Source organism: Actinomycetospora sp. CA-053990 (assembly GCF_050948445.1).
Taxonomy (GTDB): Bacteria; Actinomycetota; Actinomycetes; order Mycobacteriales; family Pseudonocardiaceae; genus Actinomycetospora; species Actinomycetospora callitridis.
The window spans coordinates 3,071,227-3,084,679 of sequence record NZ_CP192043.1 but is presented as its reverse complement, the minus strand read 5'-3'; the positions used below and the strand labels follow the sequence as shown (position 1 = coordinate 3,084,679).

Annotated in this window: 11 protein-coding genes; 3 read left to right on the top strand and 8 right to left on the bottom strand. The window is 72.7% G+C overall.

Annotated elements, in window-relative coordinates:
• From hisD to ACQPYN_RS15875, 3 genes are all read right to left on the bottom strand, one after another.
• A complete protein-coding gene (hisD, locus tag ACQPYN_RS15885) occupies positions 1 to 1,329 on the bottom strand; it encodes a histidinol dehydrogenase (RefSeq protein WP_433038503.1) in 1,329 nt (442 codons plus the stop codon).
• Positions 1,330 to 1,391: 62 nt separating this feature from the next.
• On the bottom strand, positions 1,392 to 1,862 hold the full coding sequence (locus ACQPYN_RS15880; RefSeq protein WP_433038501.1) for a GtrA family protein: 471 nt from the start codon (positions 1,860 to 1,862) through the stop codon (positions 1,392 to 1,394).
• A 73-nt stretch (positions 1,863 to 1,935) separates the two neighbouring features.
• Positions 1,936 to 2,736, bottom strand: a complete 801-nt coding sequence (locus ACQPYN_RS15875) for a GH12 family glycosyl hydrolase domain-containing protein (RefSeq protein WP_433038499.1) — start codon at positions 2,734 to 2,736, stop codon at positions 1,936 to 1,938.
• A 106-nt stretch (positions 2,737 to 2,842) separates the two neighbouring features.
• Between ACQPYN_RS15875 and gndA the strand changes: the two genes are divergently transcribed.
• Positions 2,843 to 4,282, top strand: a complete 1,440-nt coding sequence (gene gndA / locus ACQPYN_RS15870; RefSeq protein ID WP_433038497.1) for an NADP-dependent phosphogluconate dehydrogenase — start codon at positions 2,843 to 2,845, stop codon at positions 4,280 to 4,282.
• Positions 4,283 to 4,306: 24 nt separating this feature from the next.
• On the opposite strand, the gene ACQPYN_RS15865 is transcribed toward gndA, so the two are convergent.
• Positions 4,307 to 7,885 carry a hypothetical protein gene (locus ACQPYN_RS15865; protein WP_433038495.1) on the bottom strand — a complete coding sequence of 1,193 codons (3,579 nt, stop codon included), beginning with the start codon at positions 7,883 to 7,885 and terminating at the stop codon, positions 4,307 to 4,309.
• An 80-nt stretch (positions 7,886 to 7,965) separates the two neighbouring features.
• On the opposite strand from ACQPYN_RS15865, the gene ACQPYN_RS15860 reads away from it, so the two are divergent.
• The gene (locus ACQPYN_RS15860; protein ID WP_433038493.1) at positions 7,966 to 8,787 is read left to right on the top strand and encodes a DedA family protein; all 822 of its coding nucleotides are present in this window, start codon (positions 7,966 to 7,968) and stop codon (positions 8,785 to 8,787) included.
• A gap of 4 nt (positions 8,788 to 8,791) precedes the next feature.
• Here ACQPYN_RS15860 and typA read toward each other — a convergent pair whose 3' ends face one another.
• Complete coding sequence (typA, locus tag ACQPYN_RS15855; RefSeq protein ID WP_433038491.1) at positions 8,792 to 10,708, bottom strand: translational GTPase TypA; 1,917 nt, start codon at positions 10,706 to 10,708, stop codon at positions 8,792 to 8,794.
• A gap of 42 nt (positions 10,709 to 10,750) precedes the next feature.
• On the bottom strand, positions 10,751 to 11,737 hold the full coding sequence (locus ACQPYN_RS15850; RefSeq protein WP_433038489.1) for an FAD-dependent oxidoreductase: 987 nt from the start codon (positions 11,735 to 11,737) through the stop codon (positions 10,751 to 10,753).
• A gap of 79 nt (positions 11,738 to 11,816) precedes the next feature.
• Between ACQPYN_RS15850 and ACQPYN_RS15845 the strand changes: the two genes are divergently transcribed.
• A complete protein-coding gene (locus ACQPYN_RS15845; protein WP_433038487.1) occupies positions 11,817 to 12,023 on the top strand; it encodes a hypothetical protein in 207 nt (68 codons plus the stop codon).
• Between the two features lie 3 nt (positions 12,024 to 12,026).
• Here ACQPYN_RS15845 and ACQPYN_RS15840 read toward each other — a convergent pair whose 3' ends face one another.
• A complete protein-coding gene (locus ACQPYN_RS15840) occupies positions 12,027 to 12,434 on the bottom strand; it encodes a VOC family protein (RefSeq protein ID WP_433038485.1) in 408 nt (135 codons plus the stop codon).
• A 26-nt stretch (positions 12,435 to 12,460) separates the two neighbouring features.
• Entirely contained in the window at positions 12,461 to 13,435 is a 975-nt protein-coding gene (locus ACQPYN_RS15835; protein WP_433038483.1) for a helix-turn-helix transcriptional regulator, read from the bottom strand.
• Positions 13,436 to 13,453 lie beyond the last annotated feature (18 nt).

Sequence of the window (13,453 nt, the reverse complement as noted above, 5' to 3'; positions counted from 1 at the left end):
TCAGCGGTCCTTCCGGCGCCCGAAGCGCGCCGTGACGGCCTGGCCGTGCGCGGGGAGGTCCTCGGCGTCGGCGAGGGCCACGACGCGGTCGGCCACCTCGGCCAGCGCGTCGGCCGAGTAGTCGACGACGTGGATGCCGCGCAGGAACGTCTGCACCGACAGACCGCTGGAGTGCCGGGCGCAGCCGCCGGTCGGCAGCACGTGGTTGGAGCCCGCGCAGTAGTCGCCGAGCGAGACCGGGCTGTGCGGCCCGACGAACACCGCGCCGGCGTTGCGCACCCGGGCGGCCACGTCGCGCGCGTCCCCGGTCTGGATCTCCAGGTGCTCGGCGGCGTAGGCGTCCACCACCCGGAGCCCGTCCTCGACGTCGGCGACCAGGATCGTGCCGGACTGGGGCCCGCCGAGGGCCGTGGTGATCCGCTCGGTGTGCTTGGTGGTGGCCACCTGGGCGTCGAGCTCGGCGTCGACGGCGTCCGCGAGCGCGGGCGACGTCGTCACCAGCACCGACGCGGCGGCGGGGTCGTGCTCGGCCTGGCTGATGAGGTCGGCGGCGACGTGCACGGGGTCGGCGGTGTCGTCGGCGAGGATCGCGATCTCGGTGGTGCCGGCCTCGGAGTCGATGCCGATGCGCCCGCGCAGCACCCGCTTCGCCGCCGTGACGTAGATGTTGCCCGGGCCGGTGACCATGTCGACCGGCTCGAGCGGCGACCCGTCGGTGTCGACGCCGCCGTAGGCCAGCAGGGCGACGGCCTGCGCGCCGCCCACGGCCCACACCTCGTCCACGCCCAGCAGCGCGGCCGCGGCGAGGATCAGGGGGTGCGGGCGCCCGCCGAACTCGGCCTGCGGGGGCGAGCAGACGACGAGGCCCTCGACGCCCGCGGTCTGGGCCGGGACGACGTTCATCACGACGCTCGACGGGTAGACGGCGAGCCCGCCGGGCGCGTAGAGCCCGACGCGGGACACCGGCACCCACCGCTCGGTGACGGTGCCGCCGGGCACCACCTGCGTCGTCGTGTCGACGCGGCGCTGGTCGGCGTGGACCGCGCGCGCCCGCTCGATCGAGGTCTCGAGAGCGGCGCGGACCTCGGGGTCGGTCGCGTCGAGCGCCTCGCGGAGGGCGGCGTGGGGCACGCGAACCGACTCCGGGCGCACCCGGTCGAACTGCTCGGCGTACTCGAGGGCCGCCTCGGCACCGCGCTCACGCACCGCGTCGATCACCGGGCGGACCCGCTCGACGACGGCGTCGACGTCGACCGCCGCCCGCGGGAGCAGCGCCCGCAGCTCGGTGGGGCCGGGGACGGAGGTACGCAGGTCGATCCGGGACAGCACGGCTCCAGGGTAGGTGCCTCCGGCATGTGAGCACTTTCGCGGGCCATGGCACGCGAAAGTGCTCACATGCGCGCAGCGCACCTCGCGAACACGAACCAGCGCATCGCGGCGTACATGACCACCGCCTCGCACGTCCCCGCCGCGAGCCGGGCGAGCGGGTAGGGCGCGCCGGCGGCCGCCAGCCCGTGGGTCACGCCGAGCACGATCACCGCGTAGTTCGCGGCGACGACCGCGACGTAGCGCCCGATCTGGGTGCCGACGGGACGCTCCGGCTCGAAGTTCAGCCACCGGTTGAGCACGAAGCTCAGAGCGAACGCCGTGCCGTAGGCGACGGTGATCCCCGCCCACAGCGGGAGGCCCAGGCCGTCGACCAGCAGGGAGAGCAGCAGCAGGTCGACGGCGAAGGTGAACCCGTTGACGACGGCGAACCCGACCATGCTCGGCGCGACGACCCTCCGCAGGCGCCGCGGCAGGACGGCGACGACGGCCGTGCAGGCCGCGCGGAAGCGCCTCCGGGCGCCCGACTCCGTCACCCGGCCATCGCACCCGGCGAGCGACCCCGCCCGCGGAGGACCGGCGGACGGGGGCGTGACCGTCAGGTGAAGATCAGGCGCCGTTGCGCGTCACCGAGAACGACGAGGTCCGCAGCCCGGTGCCCCCGGTCCAGGGCTCGAAGCCGGCCTGGACGCTGGTGAGGTACCAGCTCGACTTCACCACCCCGGCCCGGGTGGCCTCGCGGACGAAGTCGGTCAGCGGCAGGTTCGACACCGAGGTCACGGGCGTCTTGCGCACGAAGGAGATCACCGGCAGGTCGATCCGGCCGTACCAGACCTCCCAGCGGGCGCCGGCGAGCGTGATCTCGTAGCGCTTCGTCCCGATCGGCTGCACCCACGAGGTCCGGTTCAGCCAGATCATCATCTCGGCGCCGGTGTTGCGTCCCGCCTGGGTGGCGATCGGGTCGAACCAGATGTCGTAGGCGGTGTTGTACTGCTGGGTGCCGCCGCCGGTCGGCCGCGACGTCACCCAGCTCGAGCGCAGGTTCCCGAGGTCGGAGACCTTGCGCGGGAACGGGCTCTTCACCGTGCAGTAGCCGTAGACGCAGCCGCGGTAGATCGACGGGTAGCTCGCCGGGCCCGTCGTGTTCGTGTGCCGGGCGGTGTCGACGGTGAAGCCGACGCCGCTGCCCGCCGCGGTGATGCACTGCTCGGTGCTCGCGCCCCAGCGGTTGTTCTGCGCGACGTACATCGCGCCGGCCAGCGGGAACGACCCGAACTGGTCGCAGGTGCGCGCGGGCGCCGCCTGCCCCGACCCCGCCCCGGCCAACAGGCCCGTCGCCATCAGTGCCCCGATCAGCGCGCCGATCATCCAGCGATTCGCGTACCGCAGTCGTGCCAGGCCCTCGGCCATCGTCGTCCCCCCGCAGAAGTCGTCGGCCGCTCAACTGCGGGCGACACGAAAGGATGTGATCCGAACGGGTGTGTTGTGGCAGGGGCGACGGGCCACACTGTGCGGCGTGAGTGCGAAAGCCGAGATCGGCGTCAGCGGACTGGCCACCATGGGGCGCAACCTCGCCCGCAACCTCGCCCGTCACGGGCACGCCGTGGCTCTGCACAACCGGACCTATCAGAAGACGAAGGACCTGGTCGACCACTTCTCCGACGAGGGCACCTTCGTCGCCGCGGAGTCGGCGCAGGAGTTCGTCGACTCCCTCGAGCGCCCGCGCCGCATCGTGCTGATGGTGCCCGCGGGCGCGGCCACCGACGCCGTCATCGACGAGTTCACCCCGCTGCTCGAGCAGGGCGACGTCGTCATCGACGCCGGCAACGCCCACTTCCTCGACACCCGCCGTCGCGAGAAGGCGCTGAGGGAGCTGGGCCTGAACTTCGTCGGCATGGGTGTCTCGGGCGGCGAGGAGGGCGCCCTCAACGGGCCGTCGATTATGCCCGGCGGGCCCAAGGAGGCCTACGACGCGCTGGGCCCGCTGCTCGAGGACATCGCGGCGAAGGTCGACGGCGAGCCCTGCTGCACCCACATCGGCGCCGACGGCGCGGGCCACTTCGTCAAGATGGTCCACAACGGCATCGAGTACGCCGACATGCAGCTCATCGCGGAGGCGTACGACCTCCTGCGCAAGGGGCTGGGTCTCGACCCCGCGGCGATCGCCGAGACGTTCCGGTCGTGGAACGCCGGGCGCCTCGACTCCTACCTCATGGAGATCACCTCCGAGGTGCTCTCGCACGTCGACGCCGACACGGGCAAGCCGTTCGTCGACGTCGTCGCCGACGAGGCCGAGCAGAAGGGCACCGGGCGCTGGACCGTCCAGGGCGCCCTGGAGCTCGGCGTCCCGGTCACGGGCATCGCCGAGGCCGTGTTCGCGCGCTCGCTCTCGGGCGCCCGCTCCCTGCGTGACGCCGCCCGCGACCTGCCCGGCACGTCCGGAGCGGTGCTCGAGGGCGCGGCGGCCGAGGGCTTCGCCGACGACATCGAGCAGGCGCTCTACGCCTCGAAGATCGTCGCCTACGCCCAGGGCTTCAACCAGATCCAGGCCGGCGCCGCCGAGTACGACTGGTCGATCGACCTGGGCGCGGTCGCCTCGATCTGGCGCGGCGGCTGCATCATCCGGGCCCGCTTCCTCGACGAGATCACCGCCGCCTATCGGCGCGACCCGGAGCTGCCCACCCTGCTCACCGACTCCTCGTTCCGCGAGGCGCTGGCGGGCGCGCAGGACTCCTGGCGGCGCGTGGTGGCCGTCGCGGCCCAGCTCGGCATCCCGGCGCCCGGGTTCTCGACGGCGCTGTCCTACTACGACGCGCTGCGCGCCGAGCGCCTGCCCGCGGCCCTCGTCCAGGGCCAGCGCGACTTCTTCGGTGCCCACACCTACCGGCGCACCGACCGCGAGGGCACGTTCCACACCCTCTGGGCCGAGGAGGGGCGCGCGCAGGAGGAGCGGTGATGCCGGCCCGTCCTCGCTCTCCGGTCAGCCCTCGAAGAGGCGGGTGACCGGGGAGACGACCTCGGCGAAATGCACGTCGCCCACCCGGGCGACAAGGCACACGACTTCATCGCCGACCTCCACCCGGGTGCGCAGGTCCCGCGACAGCGGGAGGTACGCCTCACCGCTTCCACCGATCGTGGCGGCGGAGCGCCACTGGTCCTTCGGCGCTCCGGTCCACCAGGCGACCAGGCGGGCGTCCCCGCCGTCCACGGGGTCGGGAGCCTCGGGCGAGCCGTAGCGGAACGTCGCTCGGACCCCGTCGGGGGTCAGCACGACCTCCGAGACCCAACACCGGCGCCCAGCATGCAGCGTGAGGGTGCCGCCGAAATGCGGGCGCGGCGTGCGACACCGGGTGCCCGGCCCCGGGTCGGCCCAGCTCGACACGGACAACGTGCTCACCGGAACGTGCTCCGCAGCGACGCTGTCGAAGGCCGGCCCGTGGACGGGGTCACCGGCCAACGATTCGTAGGCCATCCCGACGGACGCGGTCTCGCCGCTGTTCAGCCGGCGCCACGCGGCGTCGAGGTACACGCGGAAGAGCTCACCGCTCTGATGGAGTGCGAACCGGTAGCGCGTCGGCCGGGACCGCGTGTTGGTCGCCGTGACGACGGTGGCGGAGCGCTCCGAGGGTGAACCGTGGGTCAGCCACTTGGTCGAGAAGTTGGACTGGGCCCAGTTGTCGTCGAGCACGATCTCCTTCGTGTCGTCCCTCGGGTCCTTGTAGGCGAGGACCTGGACCTGGACGCAGTAGTGATCGACCTCCGCGCCGGTGACCGGATCGGTGACCGACTCGGGCACCCAGGTGACGAGCGCCTGGTTCGAGCCGGGCTGGCTGGACGAGATGCGCTTAGGGACGGGGAACTTGTCCGGATCGGGGAGCCACTCGACCGCACCCCCCGTCGTGGTGAACGGGAGCCACCCGACGCGGATCTGCACCTCGGTCGCGTCGAGGGTGCCGGTGTTCCAGACCGTGACCCGTATGGTGTTCGGGACGCCCACGGTGACGCGCGGCGCAACGTCGTCGGCGGCTGGCAAGAGCTCGATGTCCTTGCTCCGATAGTCCCCCCGTCCGGGTGCGGGATGGATGAGCAGCTGAGGTCGGTTGGCCTCCAGGTACTCGATCGTCATCGTCGCCGTGTCGGCGCCACCGGCCCCGGGCACCGCGGTCGCCGTGGCGACGAAGTCGTACATCCGGTCCGGGTTGGTGACGTCGCTGTCGCGGTAGTTCTGCCCCGTCTCCAGACCTGGTCCGTCGCGGTCGACGTCGAGCGGGAGCCGCAGGATCGGCGGGCGGGCCACGCCGCCGAGGAAGGGCAGCTCGTCACGCGGCTTCGTCCCCGGGGGCGGGACCCGGACATCCGTGCCCAGCACCAGACGGGACTGCGCCGGGTGGTGGAACTCCTCGTCGAACTCCTTGACGTGCTGGTCGCCGACCTGACCGGACTGTCGCCTGCGGTACTCGAAGAAGTAGCTCCATCCGTCGTCGATCGGGATCTCGACGGCCGCCTTCTCCGTGCCGGGCGGTCCGGCGGCGTTCAGGGCCTCGATGGCGTGCAGCGTGACCTCGCCGCCGCTGTCGCTGACACGGAAGTCGAAGACCTGGACCCAGCTGCGGGGCAACCATCCGAGCCGCATGCGGTTGGCGACCGACAGGTGCGGGCCCCGGACATTGGCGTGCATCAGGTCGCCGGCGCCGATCAACCGGGGCGCGATCTCGGACGGGATGTCGTAGCCGCCGTCGTAGAGGTCGTCGAGGCCGAGGGTGTGTCCGAGCTCGTGGCAGAGGTCGAAGGTGTTCGTCTCCGGACGGTGATAGGGGTGGAGGGGGTCCGTCGCGAGGTATCCGGGGAAGGCGCTCGGCATCAGGACCGTCGGTATCTTCCGTGGCGCATGCGCGCCGACGATCGGGCTCCACTCCCAGTAGACGAATGGGTCCTCAATGGCGTGGATGTACCGAGCGGGCAGGGACGTCCCGTCGCCCACGGGCACCGGCGAGTCCGGCATCGGCGTGCGTACGACGAGGACCACGGCGTCGGCCCCTCGGAGGATCGCGTCGCCGTCGAGTTCACCGTCGAGATAGCGGCTCACCGAGGTGCCCAGGACGTCGCGGGCCTCGTCGCGGTGGATCCAGCCGTCGTCCAGGTCGCCGGGAGTGCTCTGCTCGAACAGTGTGCCCCAGCCGTACTGGAAGGAGAACGGCCCGATCTCGTCCTCGATGGTCACCGGCCCGAGCACACGGTCCCCCGCCAGCTCGATCGTCGTGCCGTGGCTTCCGGCCTCGAAATAGGACACCTCCTCGAAGTACGTGCGGGCCGACACCGCCGGCCCGCGCAGCCGCTCGTCCCACTCCGCGGTGAGCGCGGTGACCTCGGAAGGGGTGAAGGACCCCTCCGCGGTGCTGGCCAGGACGACCGCGACCTTCCAGGTCCCCGGCGCCGCCTGACCCTCGGTGTAGTTCGGGGTCGCCCCGGCACCACCCCAGTTGAACAGCGTTGACGGACCCGTGAGCACGACGGGCGGGCCGATCTCGTCGTCGGGCCAGCCGGCGGTCACCCGGTAGCGGTGGGTGCCGAGGACGTCGCCGGTCGACCGTTCGAGTGCCTGGACGTGGTACTCCCCCGTTCGCATCCCGGCCAGCACGACGATGCCGTCGGTCCCGTCATCCGCCCGAGGTTCCCGTCCCGCGGAGACCGAGCCTCCGTCCGGGCCCTCCACCACGGCGAAGTCGACGTCGTCGAGAGCCCGACCTCCGAGGTCCACTCGTAGCCGTGTCCACCCGCCGACTGCCAGGAGCGCGAGCGCCGGCGTCATCGGCAGGTCACCCTCGTCGAGCCCCCACTCCCGGGCGATGAGCTCCCCGCCGATCGTGGCGAGCAGGATCGCCGACCCCCACCGGGCCGCGCACGACACCGGGCCCGCGCCGGACTCCGTCACCTCCGAGCCGTCGACGCCCAGCAGATGCAGTCCACCGGCGTCGTCGACGGCGAGCACGCCGTCCGTGCCGGGCGGGGCGTCGAGCACCGTGACGATCCCGGTGAGCGCGTGCGGCAGGGCGGCCACGGCGCCCGCGCCGTCGACGAGAACGACCGTCTGATCCCCGTCGGGCGGGCCCTGCAGGACGACCGTCCGTCCGCGCTCACGATCGACCGCGATCGCCCGGGCGGCGGGCTGGTCCGCGACGATCACGGTGGCGTCGCCGGTGTCCGGGTCGAGACACATCAGGTCGGCGCTCCCGCCCCGGTCGACGAGCAGCAGGACGAGCATCCCGTCCGTCTCGGCCGCGAGAATCGGCCCGGGCATCGTGGCCAGCGCGAGCGCGCCGGCGCGGTCGACGCGGTCGCGCGGTGCCACCCACACCGCGCCCCCGCGCTCCGCCACCACGACCCGCAGACCGTCCGCGAGGGCGCCGACGGCCACGGGGTCGGCGAAGCCTCCTCCGCGCCTGCGCACCGCCCCGTCGAACAGCCGGATCGTCGTGATGGCTCCCCCGGGACCGGCCACCCAGACCGCGTTCGCGGGTCCGTCGAATCCCATGCCCGTCGCCGCGACATCGCGCGCCACCGTTGTACCCACCGCACTCCACCCCCGTGGACCAGCACCACCTGCGGAAATGTTGACGCAAAGTACTCGCGACCATTCCCGTGTGGCGATCAAGTCACCCGAGAAGAGCAGCATCTGCTGCGCAGAGTGCACAACAATATGGTCAGATCGGTCGAGAATGGTGGAAAGGCGATCTCGCGCCGCGGCGGGAGAACGGCGGCATCTCCGGACGTTGGGAGGTCATGCTCGCCGCCACTCCCCCGACCGACTCCGGCCTCGCCGGATGGGCGACCGACCTCATGGCGACGTTCGGCGCGCCCGGCGCCGGCCTGATCGTCGCGCTGGAGAACCTGTTCCCGCCGATCCCGAGCGAGATCGTGCTGCCGCTCGCAGGCTTCGCCGCCGGGCGCGGCGAGTTCTCGGTGATCTCGGCGATCGTCTGGACCACGGCAGGCTCGGTCGTCGGTGCGCTCGTGCTCTACCTGATCGGCATGCTCGCCTCGGACGCATGGCTGCGCCGCGCCCTCGCGACGATGCCGCTGGTGCACGAGCGCGACGTGATCAAGGCCGAGCAATGGTTCGACCGCAACGGGCGCCTCGCGGTGTTCGTCGGCCGCATGATCCCCGGGGTGCGCTCGTTCGTCTCAATCCCGGCGGGTCAGCGCCGGATGCCGTGGTACGAGTTCACGGCGCTCACGCTGCTCGGCAGCCTGATCTGGAACGCCGTCTTCGTCGGCGGCGGCTACGCCCTCGGCTCGCGCTGGCACCTCGTGGAGCGTTACGCCGGGTTCTTCGAGACGGCCGTGATCGTCGTGCTCGGTGCGCTCGTGATCACCATGCTGATCCGGCGCTACCGGCGCCACCGCGAGGTCAGGAAGATGGAGGCGGAGACCCAGGTGATCGAGCGCCCGACCTTCTGGTGACGAGCTACGCGAGACCCATCTTCGAGCGGTTGCGGGCCTTGTGCCGCTCGTTCGAGTCCAGGATGACCTTGCGGATGCGCACCGAGCCGGGGGTGACCTCGACGCACTCGTCCTCGGAACAGAACTCCAGGGCCTGCTCGAGGGACAGGATGCGCGGCGGGGTGAGGCGCTCGAGGACGTCCTGCGAGGACTGACGCATGTTGGTCAGCTTCTTCTCGCGGACGATGTTGACCTCCATGTCCTCGGACCGGGAGTTCTCGCCGATCACCATGCCGGCGTAGACCGTGGTGGTCGGGCCGACGAAGAGGTCGCCGCGGTCCGCGAGCAGGCCGACGGCGTGGCCGGTGACCGCACCCGGGCGGTCGGCGATCAGCGAGCCGGAGATGCGGGCGCGCAGCTCGCCGACCCAGGGGCCGTAGCCGTCGAAGAGCTGGTTCGCGATGCCCGTGCCCCGGGTCTCGGTGAGAAACTCGGTGCGGAAGCCGATGAGGCCCCGCGACGGCACGCGGAACTCCATGCGGACGTTCTGTGACGACGCCGAGTGCTGCATCTCGAGCAGCTCGCCCTTGCGGGCCGCGAGCAGCTGGGTGACGGCGCCGAGGTGCTCGTCCGGGACGTCGACCGAGAGGCGCTCGAACGGCTCGTGGACCTTGCCGTCGACCTCCTTGGTGACGACCTCGGGCTTGCCGACGGTGAGCTCGAAGCCCTCGCGGCGCATCTGCTCGACGAGGATGGCCAGGGCCAGCTCGCCGCGGCCCTGCACCTCCCAGGTGTCGGGGCGCTCGGTGGGCAGCACGCGCATCGACACGTTGCCGACGAGCTCGGAGTCGAGCCGGTTCTTCACCAGGCGTGCGGTGAGCTTGGAGCCGGGCTTGGGGTCCCGCCCGGCCATCGGCGAGGTGTTGGTGCCGATGGTCATCGCGATCGCGGGCTCGTCGACGGTGATGCGCGGCAGCGGGTGCGGGTCGTCCGGGTCGGCGAGGGTGTCGCCGATGGTCACCTCGGAGATCCCGGCCACCGCGACGATGTCGCCGGCGTCGGCGTACTCGGCCGAGACCCGCTCGAGGCCCTCGGTGCGCAGAAGCTCGGTGACCTTCACGCGGGTGACCTGGCCGTTCTCGCGGCACCAGCCGACCTGCTGGCCACGGCGGATGCGCCCGGAGCGCACGCGGCAGAGCGCGATGCGGCCGAGGTAGGCCGAGGCGTCGAGGTTGGTGACGTGGGCCTGCAGGACGCCGTTCGGGTCGTCGGCCGGGGCTGGCACCTCGGTCATCAGCGTGTCGAACAGCGGCTGGAGGTCCGGGGAGTCCGGGACCTCGCCGTCGACGGGCCGCTGGGTCGAGGCCTTGCCGGCGCGGGCGCTGGCGTAGATCACCGGCAGGTCGAGCAGGTGCGCGACGACGTCGTCGTCGAGGTCGAGGTCGGTGGCCAGCTCGAGCAGCAGCTCGAGGGACTCGTCGACCACCTCGGCGCAGCGCGCGTCGGCGCGGTCGGTCTTGTTGACGACCAGGATCACCGGCAGGTGCGCCGAGAGCGCCTTGCGCAGCACGAACCGCGTCTGGGGCAGCGGGCCCTCGCTGGCGTCGACCAGGAGCACCACGCCGTCGACCATCGACAGGCCGCGCTCGACCTCGCCACCGAAGTCGGCGTGGCCGGGGGTGTCGATCACGTTGATCGTCACGCCGTCCCGGTGGATCGCCGTGTTCTTCGCGAGGATCGTGATGCCCTTCTCGCGCTCGAGGTCGCCCGAGTCCATGACCCGGTCGACCAGCTCGGCGCGCGCGGCGAACGCCCCGGACTGACGCAGCATGGCGTCCACCAGGGTCGTCTTGCCGTGGTCGACGTGCGCGACGATCGCGACGTTGCGCAGGTCGGCGCGTCCCGAAGTGGACTCGGAACGCTCGGGGGCGGTGACGGACACGCGAGGGACTCCAGCCGGAGAAGACAGTTCGACCTCTCCAGGTTACGGCCCGTGATCTCGACCACCGGCGGCGACCGGGGTGTCCCCGGACACGTCGGCCGCGAGGACCTCCCCGATCCGGGGTGCGAGCTTGGCCAGATTGTCACCCCAGACGGCGTGCACGGCCCCCGATCGGGCCCGGTGCACCCCGTCACCGAGGCCCCGTCCGGACACGCAGCGCAGCTCCGCGACCGGTCTCGGGTCGAGGCGGGGCAGGTGCCGGCGGACGTGGTCGACGACCGCCTCGCGGGACCGGCGGGCGACCTCGTCGGCGCCGAGCTCCCACGCCGTGTCCTCGTCCGGCAGGTGCCCGCCGACGGCCCAGTGCCGGGAGCTCGTCCGGTGCTGGTAGGTGCTCGCGAGCGGCCCGTCGGGGCGTCCGTCGAGGTGACAGGGCCCGTCGGCGGGCCCGTCGAAGGCGAAGCGGGCGTGGTGCTCGAGCGCGTCGGGCACGTCGATGCCCAGCGGCGCCACCAGGGCGGGGGTGCCGACGCCCGCGGCGACGACGACGGCGTCCGCGGCGTCGCTGCCCTCGTCGGCGTACCGGACGGTCCCGTCGGCCGTCACGGCCTCGACGGCCCGGCGCTCCGGGTCGACGGCCGCGCACAGAAACGCCCCGGCCGCGGCGAGGTCGAGCACCCCGCCCGCCGCGTCGTGCAGGACTCCGCGCACGACCCGGTGGATCGCGCCGGCCTCCGCCATCGCCGCCGCCCAGGCAGGCACCCGCGGCCCGCTGACGATCGTGCCCCCGGCGCCGAGGAACGTGCGGCCCGCCCGGAACGACCACTCGTCCCACAGCTCCGCGGCGCGGCGGGCCTCGGCGACCAGCGCGGCGTCGCCGTGCGCGGTGCGGAAGATGCGGGTGTCCCCCGCCGACCGCCCGGACATCGGCTCGCCCGCATCGACGCAGCGCACCGTCGCGCCCGTGCCGCGCAGCGCGTACGCCGCCGACAGCCCGACGATCCCGGCGCCGACCACCACGACCCGCATGTGCACCCCTCCCGACCCCGAGTCGGGCTCAGGGTGCACCCCGATTCGCCGGGCCGCAGCGGCGCGCAGCATCGAGGCCATGAGGATCGTGGTGTGGGTTCTGGTGGGTGTCGGTGCGCTGGTGCTGCTCGGCGGGGTGGTCCTGCCGCTCGTGCAGTGGCTGCTCGGGACGCTGGTGTGGCTGATCCCGGCGGCGCTGGTCGTCGGCGGCGGGGTCTGGCTCGTCAAGCGGTCGCGGGACCGCAAGGAGGTGGGCGCGCGGGGGCGGCCGCAGCAGATCCGCTGAGCCTCAGCGGGGCGTCGCCGCGAACTTGGCGACGGCCTCCTCGGTGACCGGCGTGAACAGGTTGACGAGGGTGCCGTCGGGGTCGCGGAGGAGCAGCGCGCGGTTGCCCCAGGGCATGGTCGTGGGCTCGGTGACGAACGCAGGCACCCACGGGCGCAGCCGGACGAACTCGGCGTCGACGTCGTCGACGAGGAACTCGAGGATGGCCGACCGGTTCGCACCGGACTCCGCCGAGCCGGCGCCGAAGAGACCGACGGTGCGGGTGCTGCCGATCGCGAGGGTGCCCGACATCGTCACCAGCTCGGCGAAGTCCGGGGTCGACCACGTGGCGGACGCACCGGTGACCCGCTCGTAGAAGGCGACGAGCCGGGCGACGTCATCGGTGATCACGCGGACGGAGACGAGGTTCATGTCGTCGACGCTAGAAGGGCATGCGGTCAGGAAGCGCCCGGATTCCCGGCCGAGTTCGCGAGTCTCCGGGCCAGGTCCCGGACGTGGTCGCGCAGCGCGTCGGGTTCCTCGACGACGAAGGGCCGGTCGAGCCCGGCGAGGGCGGCCGGGACCCAGTCGAGACGCTCGGCATGGAGGCGGACGCGCACCCAGCCGTCGGAGTCCGGGACCGGCTCGACGACCGCCACGCCGCGCGGGAGCCGGGTTCGGACGTGCTGCGCGGACGCCTCGACCCGGACCGAGACGGGCGTGCCGCGGGGTGCGGCGGCAAGACCGGACAGCACGCGTTCCTCGGGGTCGAAGCCCGACGGTGGCGTGAACTCGCCCGTCATCACCCGGGCGTGGTGCACGCGGTCGAGCCGGAACGTGCGGACCTCGCCGCTCGCGGAGTCGTCGCCGGTGACGTACCAGCGACCGGCGTGGGCGACGATCCCGTACGGGTGCAGGGTGCGCGTGCTGGTCCGTCCGTCGCGGGACGTGTACTCGAGCGCCACGGGCCGGTGGTCCCGGGCGGCCTCGGCGAGCGTCAGCATCACGCGGGTCTCCGGGGACGCCTCCGGCTCCCGCGCCGGACCGGTGATCCTCGCGGTCTCCAGCAGCGCGTCGAGCCGGCGCGCGAGCGCGGCGGGCAGCACCCGGCGAATCTTCGCCGCGGCCCTCTCACCGGCGTCATCGATGGCCAGTCCCGCCCGCTCGGCGCTGAGGACCCCGAGCAGCACGGCCAGGACCTCGTCGTCGGTGAGCATGAGCGGCGGCATGCGGAACCCGGGCGCGAGCTCGTATCCGCCGTAGCGCCCCCGGATCGAGCGCACCGGCACCTCGAGATCGAGCAGGTGCGCGACGTAGCGACGGACCGTGCGTTCGTCGACCCCGAGCCGCTCGGCGAGCTCCGCGACCGTCCGTGTCCCACCGCGCTGCAGGATCTCCAGCAGCGCCAGTACGCGGGCGGTCGGCCGGGTCACGCGGGGAGTGTCACCCGG

Excerpts from the sequence above, each read along its gene's own strand:
- ACQPYN_RS15875 (WP_433038499.1), bottom strand. The coding sequence starts at position 2,736 with ATGGCCGAGGGCCTGGCACGACTGCGGTACGCGAATCGCTGGATGATC.
- ACQPYN_RS15850 (WP_433038489.1), bottom strand. The coding sequence starts at position 11,737 with ATGCGGGTCGTGGTGGTCGGCGCCGGGATCGTCGGGCTGTCGGCGGCG.
- ACQPYN_RS15845 (WP_433038487.1), top strand. The coding sequence starts at position 11,817 with ATGAGGATCGTGGTGTGGGTTCTGGTGGGTGTCGGTGCGCTGGTGCTG.
- ACQPYN_RS15840 (WP_433038485.1), bottom strand. The coding sequence starts at position 12,434 with ATGAACCTCGTCTCCGTCCGCGTGATCACCGATGACGTCGCCCGGCTC.